Raw genomic sequence first — 18,085 nt, 5'->3', positions numbered from 1 at the left:
TCAGGTGCTCCTGCCGAGCAGGCGGGTGGCCAGGACGGCGGCCTGGGTGCGGCGCTCCAGGCCCAGCTTGGCCAGCACGCTGGACATGTAGTTCTTCACCGTCTTCTCCGCCAGGAACATCCTGGCCGCGATCTCCCGGTTGGTCAGCCCCTCGGCCACGTACTCCAGGATCCGCCGTTCCTGCTCGGTGAGCGACCTCAGCTCACGCGGCTGCTCGACGCCGTTGCGGATGCGCTCCAACACCCGGGTGGTGATCGCCGGGTCGAGCAGCGACTGCCCGGCCGACACCCGGCGCACCGCGTCCACCAGGTCGGTGCCGCGGATCTGCTTGAGCACGTAGCCGGCGGCACCCGCCATGATCGCCGCGAACAGCGCCTCGTCGTCCTCGTAGGAGGTGAGGATGAGGCCCTTGATGGACGAGTCGACGGCGCGGACGTCGCGACACACGTCGATGCCGTTGCCGTCGGGCAGCCGGGCGTCGAGGATCGCCACGTCGGGCCGCAGGGCCGGGATGCGCCGGGCCGCCTCCTGCGCGGAGCCGGACTCGCCGACCACCTCGATGTCGCCGCCGCTCTGCAACAGGTCGGCCAGGCCCCGGCGGACGACCTCGTGGTCGTCGAGGAGGAACACACGGATCATCAGTCGTTTCTACCCGGTGCCCCGGCCCCGGCACACGGGCCGAAGGTCCCGACCACCACGAACCCGGTGGTCGTGGGCGGTCGGCCCGGCGGCTCGGGACGTCCGGCCCTGCTCGCCCTCCCGGCGACGGCGGAGGGTGGATACACCGGCCGTGGTGACCGCACCCGGTCGGCCCAGCGGGAGAGGAGCACCACCCATGGACACCGGCTACACCCCGGCGCACCTGCGGGCCGCCGCCGTCGACGCGGTGCGGGCGCCGTCGCTGCACAACACCCAACCGTGGCGGCTGCGGCTGCGCGACGGCGGCATCGAGGTGCTGGCCGACCCGACGCGCCGGCTGCCGGCCACCGACCCGAGCGGGTGGGGGGTCCGGATCGCCTGCGGCGCGCTGGTGTTCAACCTGCGGATGGCGCTGGCGGTGACCGGCCTGCCGGCGCGGGTGCGGCTGCGCCCCGACCCGGCCGAGCCGGATCTGCTGGCCCGGCTGGTGCCGGACCTGCCGCGCCGGCCCACCCCCGCCGAGCAGAGCCTGTACGCGGCCATCCCGCGCCGGTTCAGCAACCGACTGCCGTTCTGGCCCGACCCGGTGCCGGCCGACGCGCGGTGGCGGCTCGGCGAGGCGGCCCGGGGCGAGCAGTGCTGGCTGGAACTGCTGATCGGGGTGAGCGCGGTCTCCGCGCTCGGCGAGGTCGCCCGGGGCGCGCACCGGGTGCTGGAGCGCGACCCCGCGTACCGGGCCGAACGGGAACGGTGGCTGCGAGACGAGCCCAGCCCCGACGGTGTGCCCGTCGCGGCCGGCGGCCCGCACAGCGAACCCCAGGACGTCCTCCCGTCCCGCGGATACGGTGGACGCGACCGCGCCCCCGGGCGGGACTTCGAGCCGGAGCCCCTGGTGGGCGTGCTGGGCTCGGCCGGCAACAGCGCGGTGGACCAGGTGGTCGCCGGGCAGGCGCTGCAACGACTGCTGCTCACCGCCACCGACGACGGGCTCAGCGTGTCGTTGCTCTCCCAGCCGATCGAGGTGCCCTCGGCGCGGGAGCAGCTACGGCTGGCGTTGGGGCGGTTCGGCACTCCGCAGATGGTGCTGCGCGTCGGGTACGGCCAGCCCGGCCGGCCGACCCCCCGACGCGACATCGCCGACGTGCTGGACCTGCCGGTGGTGCCGGCCTGAACGCGCCCGTGCGGACACCGGCTCCGGCGGCCGTGGGGCGCCCCGACGTTCAGCCACCCTCCGTCGTGGTCCGGGCCAGCGCCGCCCGGCGCGCGATGGCGAACAGCCACGGGGTGAAGCGGTCCGGTTGGCGCAGCTTCGGCAGCCCCCTGACGACCGCCAGCCAGATCTCCTGCACCACGTCGTCGTCGGACCGGCCAAGCATCCGCACGACGTACCGCTCGACCGCCGGATGCCAGCCCCGCACCAACTCGACGAACGCCTCCCGCTCGCCCAACTGACAGCGGACCACCAGCAACTCATCGCTCATCGGCCCTCCTTCGCCTGTTCAGTCGGCGCGGAGACCCGGCAGGTTCGCCATCCGCTCCCGCAGACCCTCCCCCGAGTTGCGGGAAAGCCACCCCGGGCATGGTCAACGGAGCCACCGGTTGCGAGACTGCTTCAATGCTCACCCTGCCGCAGCCCTCCGCGCGGGCGCCGGAGTTCGGCCGGGACGCGCTGATCGTCTGCGAGAACCTGGTACGGATCTACCAGACCGGCTCGATCGAGGTGCAGGCCCTACAGGGGCTGGACCTGGCCGTGCGGAGCGGCGAGCTGGTCGCCGTCGTCGGGGCGTCCGGGTCCGGCAAGTCGACGCTGCTGTCCATCCTGGCCGGCCTCGACGCCCCCACCGCCGGTCGGGTCCGGGTCGACAGGTGGAACCTGCTGGCGATGTCCCGCGCCGACCGGGTGGAGTACCGGCGGCGCACCGTCGGGTTCGTCCGGCAGCAGACGGCGAGCAACCTGATCCCCTACCTGACCGCTCGGGAGATGGTCGACCTGCCGATGACGGCGGCCCGTACCCCGAAGAGGGAGCGCCGGGAGCGCGCTGCCGAACTGCTGGACAGCCTCGGCGTCGCCGACTGCGCCGAGCGCCGCCCCGGGCAGCTCTCCGGAGGGCAGCAGATGCGGGTCGCGATCGCTGTGGCGCTGGCCAACCAGCCGAAGGTCCTGCTCGCCGACGAGCCGACCGGCGAGCTGGACGCGGCGACCTCCGCGGAGGTCTTCGGCGTGCTGCGCGACGTCAACCGGCGCTACGGCGTCACCGTCGTCGTGGTGACCCACGACCCCGAGGTCAGCGGCCAGGTCGAACGGACCGTCGCGATCCGGGACGGGCGCACCAGCAGCGAGGTGCTGCGGCGCACCACCACCGACGCGGAGGGCGACACGCAGCTCGTCGCCGAGGAGTACGCCGTGATGGACCGGGCCGGGCGGGTCCAGGTGCCCCGCGAGTTCCGCGAGGCGCTGGCGCTGACCCGCCGGGTCCGGCTGGCCCTGGAGCCCGACCACATCACGATCCGCCCCGATGCGGGAAACGGCGAATGAGCGGCGAGCCGCTGCTGCGCGTGCGCGACGTACACCGCCGGTTCCACACCGGGCCGAGCGTCGTGCACGCCCTGCGCGGGGTGTCGTTCGACGTGGCCGCCGGTTCGATGGTGGCGCTCGTCGGCCGATCCGGCTCGGGCAAGACCACCCTGCTCAACGTCGTCGGCGGCCTGGACCGCCCGGACGAGGGCACCGTGCACGTCGACGGCGCCGACGTCACCGCGCTCGACGAGGACGGCCTGTCCCGGCTGCGGCGCGAGCGGGTGTCGTACGTCTTCCAGAGCTTCGGGTTGATCCCGGTGCTGTCGGCGGCGGAGAACGTCGCCGCGCCGCTGCGGCTGGCCCGCGTCGCCCCGGCCGAGCGTGAGCGCCGCGTCGGGTTGCTGCTGGAGCTGATCGGTCTCGCCGACCACGCCCGGCAGCGGCCGACCGAGTTGTCCGGCGGGCAGCAGCAGCGGGTGGCCATCGCCCGTGCGCTGGCCGCCTCGCCCCGGCTCCTGCTCGCCGACGAGCCCACCGGGCAACTGGACGCCGAGACGGGCCTGTCGGTGATGGCCCTGCTGCGCGCGGTGGTGGAATCCGAGGGCGTCACCGTCCTGGTGTCGACGCACGACCCGGTGATGATGTCCCTGGCCGACAGGGTGATCCGCATCCACGACGGGCACCTCGACGAACAGGCGGCCGGGCAGCCGTACGCGCCGGTGCCGGACGCCGGGTGACGCCACGATGCTGAGGCTGGTCGGCCGGCGCGCCCGCGCGCAGTGGCCGTTGCTGGCAGCCCTGCTCGGGGTCGTCACGATCGGCGCGACGGTGCTGGGCGCCTGCACCCTGCTGGTCACCCGCACCGCCGAGCGGGCGCTGGAGGTCGCCATGGCCCGCGCCGATCCCGCCGACGTCGACGTGACCGTCTACACCGGCACCGTCGAGGGCCCGGACGCGTCGTCCGTCGCCGCCGACACCCGTACCGCCGTGAACTCCGCTCTCGCCCCGTTCCCGGTGACGACCGCCACCCGGGCGTCGACGGTGCTGCGGGCGCTGCCACCCACGCTCGCCCCGGGCACCACGGTCCCCGCGCAGGCGTACCTGTCCGGGCTGGACGACCTGCCGACCCGAGCCGAACTGGTCGACGGACGCTGGCCGCGGCAGCCGGGCGACGCGGTGCTGCTGGAGTCCACCGCCCGGCTGCTCGGCCTCACCCCCGGTAGCCGGGTGCGCCTCGGCGCCGAGCTGGCCCACGCGCCCGTCCCGGCCATCGACGTGACAGTCGTCGGGGTGGTACGCCCGCTGGCCGGGCGCGGCTGGGACCGCGACCCACTGGCCGCGGCCGGCGCCGCCACCGGCTACCGCGACGGCCGTTTCCTCCAGCCCGTCAACGCCTACGGCCCGTTCCTCGTCGACCTCGACGACCTGGTCACCACCGGCGCCACAGTCGACCGGATGCAGGTCACCGCCCATCCGGACCTGTCGCACGGGACCCGCCGCAAGCTGGAGACCGCCGCCGCGGCCGTGCGCACCGCCGACCGCCGGCTGGCCGCCACCCTCGGCGACCGTGTCCAGCTCGCGCGCGTCGCCGCCGATTTGCCGCTGACCCTGCGCGCCGCCGCCGACCAACGGCACGCCACCGGCGCCGTCGTGCTCGCCGTCGCCGTCCTCGGCGGCGTGCTGACCGCGACGGCGCTCGTCCTCGCCGGCCGGCTGGTCGCGGGCATCCGCGCCGAGGAGACCGCCCTGCGGTCCGCCCTCGGCACCAGCCGTCGCCAACTCGCCGCCACCGCCACGGTCGAGGCGGGGCTCGTCGCCGCCGTCGCCGCCGGGCTCGCCGTACCGGCCTCGTCGGTCCTGCACGCCGGCCTGACCCACCTGCCACCGCTGGACGCCGCCGGCCTGGCCGTCCGCCCCGCCGTCACCGGCGTCCAGGTCCTCGCGGTCGCCGGCGGCGCGCTGCTGCTCGCCGCGGTGCTCACCGCCCTGGCGGTCCGGCCCGTCCCGGCGGCCGGCGACCGGCGCAGCGGCCGCGAACTGCTGGCCCGATCCGGCGCCGACCTGCTGCTCGCGGTATTCGCCGCCGTCGGGTGGTGGCAGCTGTACGCGCAGCCCGCCGCCGCCACCGTCCGGGCCGACGCGGTCCGGGTGCTCGCACCGGCGCTGCTGCTCACCGCGGGCGCCGCCCTGGTCCTGCGGGTGGTGCTGCCCGCCCTGCGCGGCGCGGACCGGCTCGCGTACCGCGCCCGCGGGCTGGCGATTCCCCTGGCGGTCGCCGAGGCCGCCCGCCGGCCACAGGCGGTCGCCGCCGGGCTGCTCGTCGGGCTGGCCTGCGCTGCCGGAACCTTCGGGCTCGCCTTCGACCGGACGTGGCACCAGTCGCAGCGCGACCAGGCCGCGCTGTCCGTCGGAACGGACCTGGCACTCACCCTCGGCACGGCGCCGGCGGCGGGAGAGGGCGCTGTCGTCGGCACGGCCACCGCGGGAGCGGTGAGCCCCGCCATCAACCGGGGCACCACTGTCGGCCAGTGGCTCGGCACCGCCGGCGACGCGCCGCGCCTGGTCGCCGTCGACACCACGCGCGCCGACGCGCTGCTGCGCGGGCGGCTGGACGGTGACCGGGACTGGGCGGACGTGGGCGCGGCGCTGGCCCCCCGCACCCGCGCCACCGGCCTCGCCATCCCGGCCGGCGCCCCGCTCGTCCTCAGCGGGACCAGCGCCGGTGGCAGCCCGCTCAGCGTGACGCCCCAACTGCTGCTCCAGGACGCCACCGGCCTCCGGACGCCCTGCGCCGGTCCCGCCGTACCGCTCGACGGCCGGGAGGTTCGGCTGCCCGCCTGCGCGACGGCTGACGGGCTGCGTCTCGTCGCGGTGGCCCTGCCGGTCACCGGCGACCCGGCCGGCGGACGCGTGGCCGTCGCCGTAACCCTCACCGTGCCGCCGGCCGGGTCGGCGCAGCGCCCCACCGACGGATCGGACTGGACCGCCACGTCCGCGCCGCCGGTCCCGGGCAAGCTGATCGACCCCAGCGTCCTGCTGTCCGCCACGCCGACCGGAACCGCGCTGCGGATGGCCGCGACGGTGGACCTCGGCGGTGCCGACGACGCCTCCCGGACCCTGGTCGCCACCGCCTTCCCCGACCCCGGTCGGGTGCCCGTCGCCGTCTCCGCCCGCTTCGCCAACGAGGTCGGCGTCGACAACGGCAGCCAACTCAGCGTCACCGTCGGCACCACACCCGTCCCGATCATCGTCACCGAGGTCGTGCCGACGGTGCCGTCCGCCCCCGGCGCCGTCGCCGTCCTGGCCGACCTGGACACGCTGTCGCGCGCCCGCGCCGTGACCGGCGACCTGACGTTCCCGGTCGACGCCTGGTGGGTCGGCCACCCCGCCGGCACCGCCGCCGAGCGGGCCACCGCCCTGCACCTGGGCACCGTCACGACCCTGGAGGCACAGACCGCCCGCCTCGCCGGTGGCCCGCTGCGGGCCGGGCTGCCGGCCGCGCTGCGCCTCGTCGTCCCGGCCGCGGCCCTGCTGCTGCTCGCCGGCGTCGTCCTGCACGTCACCTGTGACCTGCGGGCCCGCGCGGTCGAGGTGGCGCGGCTGCGCGGTCTGGGGATGTCCCGGCGCGGCATCCGGGCCGTGCTGTTCGGGCAGCACGCCGGGGTTCTGCTGCCGCTGCTCGCGGCGGGCACGGCCGTCGGCGGGCTCGCCACCCGTGTCATCGCGCCCCCGCTCGTACGCTCCGACACCGGCGCCGCGCCGGTGCCGGCCGCCCAGCCACACTGGCCGTGGCCGGCCGAGGCCGCGCTGCTCGGCGTACTGCTGGCCGGCTGCCTGCTGGCGGTCGCCGTCGTGGTCACCGTGCAGGTCCGCCGGGCCGACGCCGCGCACCTGCGGGTGACGCCGTGAACGGGTGGCTGGCCCGCCGGTGGCCGGCGCCGCACTGGCCCAGCATCCGCGGTCGTGGCCGGGCCGACGCGGGACCGCTGCTGCTCACCGCCGCCGTCATCGCGGCCGTCGTGCTGCTCGCCGGGGCCGTGCCGGCGCTGCTCCGCGTCGCCGCCGACGACGCCGTCCAGGACGCGGTCCGCCGCGCCGGCACCGACTCGAACGTCCGCGTCCACGCCGACTGGGCACGCGACGACGGCCCGACCGGCGGACGGGTGCGCACCGCCCGCCTCGCCGACGACGTCGACGACCTCCGCGCCCGCGCGACCGACGCGCTCGGGCCCGACCTCGACGCCGCGTTGCTCCCGCCCGTCGCGGTCGTCGACGGCCCGATCCTCACCGTCACCGACGGCACCGCCCCACGTACGTTCCACTTCACCTACCTGGCCGGGGATGCCGGTGGCCCGGCGGTGACCTGGGTCGCCGGCACCGCTCCCGGTGCCGCTGTCCCGGACGAGTTCGTCGAGACCTCCTCCGACGGACCGCCCTGGCCGGTGCAGGTCGGCCTCTCCGAGGCGGACGCCGCCGCGCTCGACCTGGGTCCCGGTGATCGGATCCCGGTCGTCGACGGCCAGGGCCACGACAGGGACGTCCGGATCAGCGGCATCTACCGGCCCGCGGACGGCACCGATCCCGCCTGGCGGCTCGCCCCGGCGCTGCTGCGCCCCGTGCCCGGCGCCGACGGCGTGGGGATCACCCGCTTCGCCGGTCTGCTGTCCCGCGACTCGTTACCGGACGCCCGGCTCGCCGTCGACGAGGACCAGCTCCGGCGCACGATCCACTTCGCTCCCGAACCCGCCGCGCTCACCTGGGACAGCACCGCGACGCTCGCCGCTCGGGTGGTCACGCTGAAGGCGGCCTCCGGCTCGTCCGGTGCGCGCGACGACTCCCTGCGGTGGGAGTCCCAGCTCGACGCCACACTGCGCGACGCCCGGGGCCGCGTCGGCGCCGCCCTGGCGCAGGCCGCCGTCCTGCTCGTCGGGATGCTGACCGCCACGGTGCTGGTCCTGCTGCTCGCCGCCGACCTGCTGGCCCGCCGCCGTACCCCGGTGTTGGGCGCCGCCCGGCAGCGCGGGGCGGCGCTGCCCGACCTCGGCGCGGAGCTGGTCATCGAGTCCGCTGTGGTGTCCGTGTCGGCCGCCGCCGTGGGGCTCGTGCTCGCCCGCGTGGGCACCACGGGCGTCTCCTGGGCCTGGGCTGCTCCCGTGGTCCTGGCCGGCGTCGTCGCCGCTCCGGCGTTCGGCACCCTCGCCGCCTCCCGGGCCAGCCGCGACCGGCGGCAACCCGCCAACCCCGCTGCTCGGCGCTGGATGCGGGCCACCGGCCAGCTACGCCGCGCCGCGGTGGAGGCCGCTGTCCTGGCCGCCGCCGTCGCCGCCCTCGTCACCCTGCACCAGGGCGGGCTGCTGCCCGTCGCCGCCGACGGGCAGCCCGGCGCGCTGACCGGGGACCTGATCCTGCCGACCAGCTTCCTCGCCCTGGGCGCGCTCGTCGGCGCGCTCGTCCTGCTCCGGCTGCTGCCCCTCGGAGCGCGGCTCGCGCTCCGGCAGGCGCTGCGCTCGCGCCGCCCGCTGGCCGTGTTCGGCGCCGCCCGGGCGGCCACGACGGCCGGCCGCGCCCTGCCGCTGCTGGTGCTGGTCAGCACGACCGCGCTCGCGTCGTTCGCGCTCATCCTCTCCGGCACCGTCACCCGGGGTCTGGCCGACGGCGCGTGGAGCACCGTCGGCGCCGACGCCCGGCTCGACGTCGCCGCGGACGCCGAGGCCGCCACGCCCGCGCTCGCCGAGCGCATCGCCGCCGCGCCCGGGGTGGGGCAGGTCGTCGTCGCGCGGGTGACCGACTCGGCCCGCGTCTTCAGCGAGTCGGCACCGCTCACCCCCCGCCTGGTGGTCGTGGACGCCGCCGCGTTCCAGCGCCTGCTGGCCAGCACCCCGCTGCCCGACGCGCCGGCGCTGGCCCGGCTCACCGCACCCGGCTCCGGGGACGTCCCCGCGTTGGTCCGGTCCAGCGGCGGTGCGCCGCGGATCGGCACCCGCCTACAACTTCCGCGGGAGGACGCCCCGGCGATCCGTCTCGCCGTGGTCGGTACCGCTCCCCCCGTCGGCGGCGCCGGCGACGTCGTCATCGTGGACGCCACGGCGCTCGGCCGGGCCGGGCTGCCCGCCGTACCGAACACCGTCTGGGTGACCGGTCCCGGCGCGGCGCGGGCCGTGTCGAACAGCGGTGTCGCGGCCGATGTGGTGCTGCGGGCCGACGTCCTGCGGGAGCAGCGGGTGGCGCCGCTGACCGCCGGGCTGCTCGGGCTGTCGTGGACGGCCGTCGCGGTGCTGCTGGCGCTGGGAGTGCTCGGCCTCGCGCTCGCGGCGGCCGCCGGCGCGTCCGAGCGGTGGCAGACCCTGACCCGGCTGCGGACCCTCGGCCTGCGGCCCCGCGACGCCCGCTGGGTCGCCGCCGGGGAGCTGCTGCCGCCGGTGGTGGTCGCCGCGGTGTGCGGCCCGCTCCTCGGGGTCCTGCTCGCCCGACTGACACTCGGCCCGCTCGACCTGCGGCTGCTCACCGGCCAGGCCGCCGACCCGACGGCGGTCGTGCCGTGGTGGTTGCTGGGCCTGCTGGGCGCGGCGCTGGTGGCGGCGGCCGCCACCGTCGTGCCTGTCGAGTCGACACTGCGCCGACGCGACCGGCTCAGCGAGGTGCTCCGCGCCGGCGAGTAGTGGGCTGAACCGCTGAGGCCCGCCACCGGCTGTCCGGTGGCGGGCCTCAGGCGACGCGTTCTTCTACTGATGGTGGGCGATACTGGGTTTGAACCAGTGACCTCTTCCGTGTCAAGGAAGCGCGCTCCCACTGCGCCAATCGCCCGTGGTGACCGCCCGAGTCGGCGGTCGGGGGTGGATCGCGAGCGGACGACGGGATTCGAACCCGCGACCCTCACCTTGGCAAGGTGATGCGCTACCAGCTGCGCTACGTCCGCACGTCGCCGACGAGCGCCGGCGACGGGGGAAACTCTACCCGATGCCAAGATCGCCTCGCGCGGCCCCCTGGACTGTCGCGATTGCGCTGGTTGGCAGCGGGGTACTGAAGAACCTCGACAGCGCACCACACCCCCTAAGGAGGCTGTCGTGGGTATCGGCACCAGCATCTTCCTGATCGCGCTCGGCGCGATCCTCACTTTCGCGCTCGACGCCAGCGTCGGCGGCATCAACCTCGACGTGGTCGGCTGGATCCTGATGGGCGCGGGCGTGCTCGGCCTGATCATGACCACGCTGATCTGGGGTCGCCGCCGCCAGGTGGTCACGACCACCGAGCAGCCGGTGGAGTACCGCCACGTCGAGGAGCGGCGGGACGTCGCCCCTCCGCTGTGAGGTCGTCCGTGCCACGAGCCGGCCGGCTGCTCACCGAGTTGGTCGCTCCGCTGAGCACCACCGAGCTGGCCCGGCGCAGTGGGATGACGGCCGGCGGCGTCTCCCAGCACCTCGGCGCGTTGCGGGCGGCCGGCCTGGTGCTGACCCACCGGCGGGGCCGGACGCTGATCAGCGCCCGCACCGACCTCGCCGAGGCGCTGCTCCGCGAGGCCGGCTAGCCGGAACCGCCGTCGACGCCATGCTGCGGGTGGAGATCGTGCGCGGAATCGGCTACCGGCGCAGCGTTTGGTGCGGTCACCGCCGCATACCAGAACGGCCCGTGACCGGGTCTTCCGGTCACGGGCCGTTCTCTGTGGTGGGCGATACTGGGTTTGAACCAGTGACCTCTTCCGTGTCAAGGAAGCGCGCTCCCACTGCGCCAATCGCCCGAGCTTTTTTGCCGAGGTGGGGACGGGATTTGAACCCGCGTACACGGCTTTGCAGGCCGTTGCCTCGCCTCTCGGCCACCCCACCGAGGTTGCCCCCGTCATGCGTGGCGGCATCTCCGAGCGGACGACGGGATTCGAACCCGCGACCCTCACCTTGGCAAGGTGATGCGCTACCAGCTGCGCTACGTCCGCACGCCCCCGGGTGTTCCCCGGTGACGGATGAGAACTTTAGCCGAGCCGGCGAACGTCTGCCAACTCGGGGTCACCTCGGCGCGTCCCGCCGCACCCCGGAACGGCCGGGCGGCACCTCCGGACCGGAGCCGCGCGGAACCGTCGGAGCAGAGCCGGACGCGGTGGCGGAAGCGCGTCGCAGGGGTTCGGAACGGGTCGGGACCACTACCGGCAAGCTTCCTAGGGGGCTGCCCCGCTGCTCCACGGGTCATCACCGCGCGTCACATTCCGACATCAGCACGCAATCATCGTCATCACCGTGTCGCATGGCCGTCGGTGGATATCCCAGCAGGTCGGGGCCAGGCTGCGGACCTCGATGAACACCACTTGTGGAACGACCGACGACACCCCGAGGAAGTGTCCGGCTTCCGACTGTCACCGCGCGAATCGGCGCGCGGTGGTAACTGTTCGTGTTCAGTCACATGGGCTACGGTAACGGTCGTGACGAGACGTGCGGCCGAGATCCGCCTGGATGCCCTGCTGCGCACCGCCTGCGACGTGATCGTGGAGCGCGGTCTGGCCAACACCCGGACGGCGGACGTGGCGAACGCCGCAGGCGTCAGTCAGGCGTTGGTGTTCTACCACTTCGCGACGAAGGAGCGCTTGCTCGCGCAGGCTTTCGCGTACGCGGTCGAACAGGATCTGGCCCGACTGGACGCGGTGACCCGCTCCGCGGCCCCGCCGCTGACCAAGCTCCGCCGGATCCTCAAGCTCTACACCCCGGCCGGCCGGGCCACCGCCTGGTCGATGTGGATCGACGGCTGGTCCGAGTCGCTGCGTACCCCGGAGTTGGAGAAGGTGTCCCGCCGGCTCGACCTGCGCTGGCGGCAGGACCTGGCCGCGGTGATCTCCGCCGGGGTGGCCGACGGCACCTTCCAGTGCGCCGACCCGGACGGGGCCGCCTGGCGGATCAGCGCGGTGATGGACGGCCTGGCCGTCCAGCTCGCCGTCCACGACCGGGTGATCTCCCGCCGGCAGTTCGGCGAGTGGGTCCGCCTGGTCACCGCCCGGGAACTCGGCCTGGACCCGGCCGACCTGGACTGAGCCGGGCGGCCGGCGGCACCGGGACGGGCGAAAACGGCTCCTCGGGCCCCGCAGGCCGGAACAATCGCAGCATGGATCTGCTGGAGGCGTACCGCCGGAGCCTGGCCGAGTTCGTCGACCGGGTGGACCAGATCCAACCCGGCCAGTGGTCCGACCCGACGCCCTGCTCCGACTGGGACGTCCGCACGCTGGTGAACCACGTGGTGACCGAGGACCGGTGGAGCGTCCCGCTGCTCGCCGGCCGGACCATCGGTGAGGTCGGCGACCGGCTCGACGGCGACCAGCTCGGCGCCGACCCGATCGGGATGGCCCGGGAGGCCGCCGCGCAGGCCGAGATCGCCGCCACCCATCCCGGCGCCGTCGACCGCACGGTGCACCTCTCCGCCGGCGACACCCCGGCCGCCGAATACCTCCAGCAGCTCCTCGCCGAACACCTCATCCACGGATGGGACGTGGCGGTCGCGATCGGCGCCCAGCCCCGGCTCGACCCGGACGCGGTGCACGCCGCCGCCCGGTGGTTCGCCGGCGAGATCGACGACTACCGGCGCAACAACCTGGTCCGCGGCGGGGTGTCGGTGCCCGACGACGCCGACGAACAGGACCACCTGCTGGCCGCCTTCGGCCGCGACCCGGACTGGGCGCCGAACTGAGGTCAGCCCCGGCGGTGCAGGTTGGCCCGGGTCCGGTCGCCGTCGTAGTGGGCGAGCACCCGGCGATCCATCACCCTCCGCCACAGCGGCGGCACCAGCGCGACGACCACCATCGTGGCGTAGCCGGCCGGCAACCGCGGCGAGACGTCGAAGCTCCGTAGCGTCTGGTAGCGGCGCAGCGGGTTGGCGTGGTGGTCACTGTGCCGCTGGAGCTGGAAGAGGAAGACGTTGGTGACCGTGCGGTCACTGTTCCAGCTGTGCCGTGGGTCGACCCGCTCGTAGCGGCCGGCAGGCGTGCGTTGCCGCGCCAGACCGTAGTGCTCCAGGTAGTTGACCACCTCCAGCAGGGTGAAGCCGACCACCGCCTGGAGCGCCAGGAACGGCAGCACACCAGGGCCGAAGGCCAGGGTCAGCGCCACGTACAGCAGCAGGGTCAGCGCCCAGGCGTTGAACAGCTCGTTGCGGAGGGTCCACGGGGATCGGCCACGCACCCGGAACCGGGCGGTCTCCAACCGCCACGCCGAGCGCAGGCTGCCGAAGACGGTACGCGGCCAGAACGCCCAGAAACCCTCCCCCAGCCGGGAGCTGGCCGGGTCCTCCCGGGTGGCGACCCGTACGTGGTGACCCCGGTTGTGCTCGACGAAGAAGTGCCCGTACCCGGTCGGCGCCAACGCCACCTTGGACAACCAGCGCTCCACCCGTTCCCGCTTGTGGCCGAGCTCGTGGGCGGTGTTGATGGCGATGCCGTTGACCACGCCGACGGTGGCGACCAGACCGGCCGCGCCGGCCACCGAGAGCGCGTCGCCGGTCCACACCGCGCAGCAGAGCACCAGGGCCGCGTACTGGGCCGGCAGGTAGAGGTAGGTCAGCCAGCGGTAGTAGCCGTCGGCGGACAGCCGGGGCACCGCCTCCTCCGGTGGGTTCTGCCGGTCGTCGCCGAGCAGCAGGTCGATCACCGGGATCAGCCCGAAGACGACGACCGGCGTGAGCCACCAGGACGAGGCGCCGACGCCGGCGCGCCAGAGGACGAAGCCGGCGAAGGGCAGCGCCGGCACCAGCAGCGCCAGCGGCCAGAGCGGTTTGCGGGGGTCCCGCCAGTCGGCGGGCTCGACGGTCGGGTCGGCATCGACGGCCATGGCCACCTCCCGCGCTCGGGTCCTGCCCCGACAGTGCCAGCAGAGCGGCGAATTTACAATAGTAGATTCTTTGTAAATTTGACGCGTCTCGAACTCGCGACCTCGGCGGTAGCCCGGACCTTGCCGTGACCTCGATCGACTGATATTCACAGATGCGCATGCGTCACCGCGCAGCGATGTCGGCGATCGCCGGCCATCCCGCTCCCACGAGGAGGTCCCGTGTCACAACCGGAGTGGTCACCCCCGATGAGCCGGCGTCGACGCCGGCTCATCGCCATCCTGGCGACGACGACGGTCGCCGCGCTGCTCCCCACCGGCGTCAGCAGCGCGGCTCCGGCCGGCGGCGCCGCGTCCGCCGAACGCACGTCCGGGCCGTTCGCGCAGGGGCAGCACGAACCCGCCGACGCCGACAACCGCATCGGCACGGCGGCGCCCGACGCCCGCCAGCGCGGCCTGGCCCGGGCCGCCGACCCCGACGTCCGGTGGAACCGGCTCGGCACCCCGCAGGCGCTCGGCCCCGGCCGCGCCCCGCTCGCCACCGGGCTGCCCGCCGACCCGGAGGCCGCCGCCCGCGCCTACCTGACCGCCAACAGCGACCTCTTCGGCATGGACGCCGCCTCGGTGACCCGGATGGAGCGGGTGCTGGTCCGGCAGATCGGCAGCGGCAGCGTGGTCACCCTGCGGCAGCGCTTCGGTGACCTGCCGGCCGGCCCGGACGGGCTGGTCACCCTCGCGGTCGCCGACCGGACGGTGCTCTCGGTCAGCTCGTCGCTGGCCCGCGACACCGCCGCGCCGGCGCCCGCCACCCGCACCGCCGAGCAGGCGTACGCGGCCGCGCTCGCCGACGTCGGGCTGACCGCCGACGCGGTGGCCAGTCACACCGTCCGGCAGGTCGCCGTGCCCACCCCGCTGGACGGGGCACGGGCCGCCTACGAGGTGACCATGATCGGCGCGGACACCGAGCACCCGGCCGCGTTCACCAGCTACGTGGACGGCATCACCGGGCGGGTGCTGGTCCGCGAGGACCTCGTCGACTTCGACTCGGACAACCCGAGCTGGGCGGTGTTCCCCGCCACCCCGCCGCGTGACCTCGGCCCCGGGGTGGACCCGAGGGTGCGCTGGTGCGGCGACCCGGCGCCCGGCTGCCAGGCGGCCTCCCGCGACCCGGCCACCGGCCAACCGTGGGACGTCGACGCGGCCACCGCGACACCGACCTTCACCTCGCGCGGCAACTCGGCCAACACGGTGCTCTCCTGGGGCGCGAACACCCCTGTCGTCCCGGCCGCCCCCAGCCCGGAGCGGCGCTACGAATACCCGTTCACGGATCAGTGGCACCAGGCGAAGTGCAACCCGGCGGTGTTCACCTCCGCCCAGCGCAACGACGCCGACGCGTCGATCGCCAACCTGTTCGCCATGCACAACCGGATGCACGACTGGTCGTACCGGCTGGGCTTCACCGAGTCGGCGTGGAACCTCCAGGCGGTCAACCTCACCGCGTCCGGGCTGGGTGGCGACGCCGAGCAGGGCCGCGCCCAGCAGGGCGCGCTGACCGGCAACCGGAACAACGCCAACCAGGGCACCCCGCGCGACGGGCTGCCGCCGACCACGAACATGTACCTGTGGCAGCCGCAGGCGGGCGGGCCGTACCCGCCCTGTGTGGACGGCGACTACGACATGACGGTGATCGGCCACGAGTACACCCACGCGATCACCAACCGGATGATCGCCGGTCCGGACAGCGGGATCAGCGGCCACCAGGGCGGGGCCATGGGTGAGTCGTGGGGCGACCTGCTCGCCGCCGAGTACCTGTTCCAGCACGGGCTGCGCGCGCCGGGCGAGACGCCCTTCATCACCGGTGGTTATGTCACCGGCAACCTGGTCAGCGGCATCCGCAACTACGACCTGAGCCGCAGCCCGCTCAACTACTCCGACATCGGTTACAACACCGGTGGCCCCGCGGTGCACGCCGACGGGGAGATCTGGGGGGCCACCAACTTCCGGGTCCGCTCCGCGCTGGTCAAGCGCTACGGCATCGGCACACCGCAGCGGCAGCTCGACTGCGCGCAGGGCACTGTCGCCGCGGACCAGTGCCCGGGCAACCGGCGCTGGTCGCAACTGGTCTTCGACTCGTTCCTGCTCCAGGCCGCCAGCCAGGTCAGCATGCTCGACATGCGGGACAACATGCTCACCGCCGACCGGCTCCGCTTCGGCGGCGCCAACCAGGACCTGATCTGGGCCGAGTTCGCCCGCTCCGGGATGGGCCGGGACGCCGCCACCAACGGCGCCGGCGACACCGACCCGACGCCGAGCTTCGCCGCTCCGCAGGGCGGCAACGCGACGTTCACCCTGCGCCCGCGCGGGGACAGCGCCGACGCGCCGATCCGGGTCTACGTCGGACACTACGAGGCGCGTGCCGTGCCGGTCGCCGACACCGACCCGGCGACGCCGATCCCGGACACCGTGGAGCTGGTCGCCGGCACGTACGACCTGCTCGCCGTCGCGCCGGGCTTCGGCCACCAGCGGCTCAGCGTGGTCGCCACGGCCGGCAAGCAGGGGTACGTCGACCTGCGGTTGAGCCGCAACCTGGCCTCGACCGCCGCCGGGGCGACGATCAGCGGTGACGGGGTCAACCTGGACCGGGTCGCCGACGACACCGAGGCGACGAACTGGGCCTCGCTGGACGGGGTCGCCGGCCGGCAGCTCACCGTGGCGCTGGCCGGGGGCGCTCCGCAGCCGGTCAGGCGGGTGAACGTCAGCGCGATGCTGCGCCCGGCGAGCACCGGTGACGCCGACACCGGCAGCCAGAACGCGCTCAGCGCGCTGCGCTCGTTCGCGGTGTCCGCCTGCGACGCGACGACGACCGACTGCGCCGACCCGGCGCGCTGGCGACGCATCTACACCAGCGCCGCCGACGCGTTCCCCGGCGGGGCGTACCGGGCGTACAGCCGGGACATCAACCTCCGCTCGTTCGCGGTGCCCACCACTGTCGCCACCCACCTGCGCCTGGAGGTGCTGGCGAGCCAGTGCACCGGCGGCCCGCAGTACGCGGGTGAGCAGGACGACGACCCGGCCACCACGACCGACTGCGCGACCGCCAGCCCGGCGCGCAACCAGGTCCGGATCGCCGAGTTCCAGGCGTTCTCGTCGTGACCACGGTGGGGCCGGCGGGTCGTCCCGTCGGCCCCACCGCCCCCGATCAGCGGCGGGCCGGTCGCCAGGGGTCGACGGCGACCGGGCGCTCCCAACGCCGGTCCACGGGTGGGTCGTCGACCTCGCCTGCGCTCTCCCGGGCCAGGTGGCGCAGTCGCAGCAGCAACCCCACCCCGAGCGACAGCAGCAGCCCGCCGAGCAGGAACGCGGCCTGCACCACACCGAACCCACCGGACTGCGACACCGGGCGACTGGCCGCCGGAGGCACGGCGTCCGCCGGGTAGTCGACCACCGGCTCCTCGGTCGCCGTGTCCGCGCTCTCGGCCGGCGCGCTCGCGGTCTCGGTGGGAGCCGCTGTCGTCGCGCTCGGCTTCGGCGACCTGGTCGGCACGGCCGCCCCCACCACCGAGCGGGTGGCCGTCTGCCGGGCCAGCAGGCGGAGGTTGACGTCGTACGCCTCGGCGGCGAGCGTCACCCGTCCCTGGGTGACGTCCCGGTCGAAGGCCACCCGGTAGCGGGCCGTGACGGTGCGACCCGGGCAGAGCGTGCCCGGGTCGAGTTGCCGGTCGGTCAGCCGGGCGGTGTCACCATCGGCGCGGATCTCCACGGGGAACTCGCCGTTCTCCTCCACCCGGTCCATCTTCACCTGGTCGAGCCGGATGCCCTGCACGCTGAGCACCATCGACCAGCGCACCTTCGCGCACCCGCCACGCCGGTCCGTCTGCGAGACCACAGCGGAGATGGTCCGTACCTGCTCACCGGCGGTGAACTGTCCGGGCAGCCCGCCCAACTCGGTGGCGAAGGCCGCCTGCGCCGGTGTGCCCAGGGTCAGCACCGTCCCGGTCACGCCGGCAACCAACGCCCCGACCCGCAGCGCGTACCGCCACACGATCACCACCACCTCGCTCCTTCTCGTCCTTTCCGGCAACGCTAGGAGGAAGCGGGCGGGCCGGACAGACGGGTGTCTTCGCATCGAGCGGCA

At 74.8% G+C, this 18,085-nt stretch carries 14 protein-coding genes and 5 tRNA genes; 10 read left to right on the top strand and 9 right to left on the bottom strand.

Annotated features, from left to right (window positions below; genetic code table 11):
• Positions 1 to 639 carry a response regulator transcription factor gene (locus O7634_RS18065; protein WP_278151283.1) on the bottom strand — a complete coding sequence of 213 codons (639 nt, stop codon included), beginning with the start codon at positions 637 to 639 and terminating at the stop codon, positions 1 to 3.
• 196 nt (positions 640 to 835) lie between these two features.
• Between O7634_RS18065 and O7634_RS18060 the strand changes: the two genes are divergently transcribed.
• Positions 836 to 1,810, top strand: a complete 975-nt coding sequence (locus tag O7634_RS18060) for a nitroreductase (protein WP_278151282.1) — start codon at positions 836 to 838, stop codon at positions 1,808 to 1,810.
• A 49-nt stretch (positions 1,811 to 1,859) separates the two neighbouring features.
• Here O7634_RS18060 and O7634_RS18055 read toward each other — a convergent pair whose 3' ends face one another.
• Positions 1,860 to 2,120 (bottom strand): sigma factor, encoded by a 261-nt coding sequence (locus O7634_RS18055; protein ID WP_278151281.1) that lies wholly within the window; start codon positions 2,118 to 2,120, stop codon positions 1,860 to 1,862.
• Between the two features lie 134 nt (positions 2,121 to 2,254).
• Between O7634_RS18055 and O7634_RS18050 the strand changes: the two genes are divergently transcribed.
• The 4 genes from O7634_RS18050 to O7634_RS18035 are packed head-to-tail and all read left to right on the top strand — an operon-like array spanning position 2,255 to position 9,816.
• On the top strand, positions 2,255 to 3,175 hold the full coding sequence (locus tag O7634_RS18050) for an ABC transporter ATP-binding protein (protein WP_278151280.1): 921 nt from the start codon (positions 2,255 to 2,257) through the stop codon (positions 3,173 to 3,175).
• Positions 3,172 to 3,894, top strand: a complete 723-nt coding sequence (locus tag O7634_RS18045; protein WP_278151279.1) for an ABC transporter ATP-binding protein — start codon at positions 3,172 to 3,174, stop codon at positions 3,892 to 3,894. The genes O7634_RS18050 and O7634_RS18045 overlap by 4 nt, the downstream gene beginning before the upstream one ends.
• Positions 3,895 to 3,901: 7 nt before the next feature.
• Entirely contained in the window at positions 3,902 to 7,066 is a 3,165-nt protein-coding gene (locus O7634_RS18040) for an FtsX-like permease family protein (protein ID WP_278151278.1), read from the top strand.
• Entirely contained in the window at positions 7,063 to 9,816 is a 2,754-nt protein-coding gene (locus O7634_RS18035) for an FtsX-like permease family protein (protein WP_278151277.1), read from the top strand. The genes O7634_RS18040 and O7634_RS18035 overlap by 4 nt, the downstream gene beginning before the upstream one ends.
• Positions 9,817 to 9,886: 70 nt before the next feature.
• Here O7634_RS18035 and O7634_RS18030 read toward each other — a convergent pair.
• A tRNA-Val gene (locus O7634_RS18030) sits at positions 9,887 to 9,961 on the bottom strand.
• A 39-nt stretch (positions 9,962 to 10,000) separates the two neighbouring features.
• A tRNA-Gly gene (locus O7634_RS18025) sits at positions 10,001 to 10,073 on the bottom strand.
• A gap of 148 nt (positions 10,074 to 10,221) precedes the next feature.
• Between O7634_RS18025 and O7634_RS18020 the strand changes: the two genes are divergently transcribed.
• On the top strand, positions 10,222 to 10,464 hold the full coding sequence (locus tag O7634_RS18020) for a DUF6458 family protein (RefSeq protein WP_278151276.1): 243 nt from the start codon (positions 10,222 to 10,224) through the stop codon (positions 10,462 to 10,464).
• 8 nt (positions 10,465 to 10,472) lie between these two features.
• A complete protein-coding gene (locus O7634_RS18015) occupies positions 10,473 to 10,682 on the top strand; it encodes a helix-turn-helix domain-containing protein (RefSeq protein WP_278151275.1) in 210 nt (69 codons plus the stop codon).
• Between the two features lie 135 nt (positions 10,683 to 10,817).
• On the opposite strand, the gene O7634_RS18010 is transcribed toward O7634_RS18015, so the two are convergent.
• From O7634_RS18010 to O7634_RS18000, 3 genes are all read right to left on the bottom strand, one after another.
• Positions 10,818 to 10,892: transfer RNA gene (locus O7634_RS18010), tRNA-Val, on the bottom strand.
• Positions 10,893 to 10,906: 14 nt separating this feature from the next.
• Positions 10,907 to 10,977, bottom strand: a tRNA-Cys gene (locus tag O7634_RS18005).
• A gap of 34 nt (positions 10,978 to 11,011) precedes the next feature.
• Positions 11,012 to 11,084, bottom strand: a tRNA-Gly gene (locus tag O7634_RS18000).
• Between the two features lie 480 nt (positions 11,085 to 11,564).
• On the opposite strand from O7634_RS18000, the gene O7634_RS17995 reads away from it, so the two are divergent.
• Positions 11,565 to 12,167: a TetR/AcrR family transcriptional regulator gene (locus O7634_RS17995; protein ID WP_278151274.1), complete on the top strand. Its 603-nt coding sequence runs from the start codon at positions 11,565 to 11,567 to the stop codon at positions 12,165 to 12,167.
• A gap of 71 nt (positions 12,168 to 12,238) precedes the next feature.
• On the top strand, positions 12,239 to 12,817 hold the full coding sequence (locus O7634_RS17990; protein ID WP_278151273.1) for a TIGR03086 family metal-binding protein: 579 nt from the start codon (positions 12,239 to 12,241) through the stop codon (positions 12,815 to 12,817).
• Positions 12,818 to 12,819: 2 nt separating this feature from the next.
• Here O7634_RS17990 and O7634_RS17985 read toward each other — a convergent pair whose 3' ends face one another.
• Positions 12,820 to 13,953: an alkane 1-monooxygenase gene (locus tag O7634_RS17985; RefSeq protein ID WP_278151272.1), complete on the bottom strand. Its 1,134-nt coding sequence runs from the start codon at positions 13,951 to 13,953 to the stop codon at positions 12,820 to 12,822.
• Positions 13,954 to 14,172: 219 nt separating this feature from the next.
• Between O7634_RS17985 and O7634_RS17980 the strand changes: the two genes are divergently transcribed.
• Positions 14,173 to 17,103, top strand: coding sequence for a M36 family metallopeptidase (locus O7634_RS17980; RefSeq protein WP_278151271.1), 2,931 nt, complete (start codon positions 14,173 to 14,175; stop codon positions 17,101 to 17,103).
• A 46-nt stretch (positions 17,104 to 17,149) separates the two neighbouring features.
• On the opposite strand, the gene O7634_RS17975 is transcribed toward O7634_RS17980, so the two are convergent.
• Positions 17,150 to 18,004: a hypothetical protein gene (locus O7634_RS17975; protein WP_278151270.1), complete on the bottom strand. Its 855-nt coding sequence runs from the start codon at positions 18,002 to 18,004 to the stop codon at positions 17,150 to 17,152.
• Between the last annotated feature and the right edge of the window lie 81 nt (positions 18,005 to 18,085).

This window comes from Micromonospora sp. WMMD1120, from assembly GCF_029626235.1.
Classification (GTDB): Bacteria; Actinomycetota; Actinomycetes; order Mycobacteriales; family Micromonosporaceae; genus Micromonospora.
The sequence above is the reverse complement of the archived record's forward strand: the minus strand, read 5'-3'. Positions and strand labels throughout refer to the sequence as shown.

Excerpts from the sequence above, each read along its gene's own strand:
- O7634_RS18045 (WP_278151279.1), top strand. The coding sequence starts at position 3,172 with ATGAGCGGCGAGCCGCTGCTGCGCGTGCGCGACGTACACCGCCGGTTC.
- O7634_RS18040 (WP_278151278.1), top strand. The coding sequence starts at position 3,902 with ATGCTGAGGCTGGTCGGCCGGCGCGCCCGCGCGCAGTGGCCGTTGCTG.
- O7634_RS17990 (WP_278151273.1), top strand. The coding sequence starts at position 12,239 with ATGGATCTGCTGGAGGCGTACCGCCGGAGCCTGGCCGAGTTCGTCGAC.
- O7634_RS18065 (WP_278151283.1), bottom strand. The coding sequence starts at position 639 with ATGATCCGTGTGTTCCTCCTCGACGACCACGAGGTCGTCCGCCGGGGC.
- O7634_RS18050 (WP_278151280.1), top strand. The coding sequence starts at position 2,255 with ATGCTCACCCTGCCGCAGCCCTCCGCGCGGGCGCCGGAGTTCGGCCGG.
- O7634_RS17985 (WP_278151272.1), bottom strand. The coding sequence starts at position 13,953 with ATGGCCGTCGATGCCGACCCGACCGTCGAGCCCGCCGACTGGCGGGAC.
- O7634_RS18055 (WP_278151281.1), bottom strand. The coding sequence starts at position 2,120 with ATGAGCGATGAGTTGCTGGTGGTCCGCTGTCAGTTGGGCGAGCGGGAG.
- O7634_RS18060 (WP_278151282.1), top strand. The coding sequence starts at position 836 with ATGGACACCGGCTACACCCCGGCGCACCTGCGGGCCGCCGCCGTCGAC.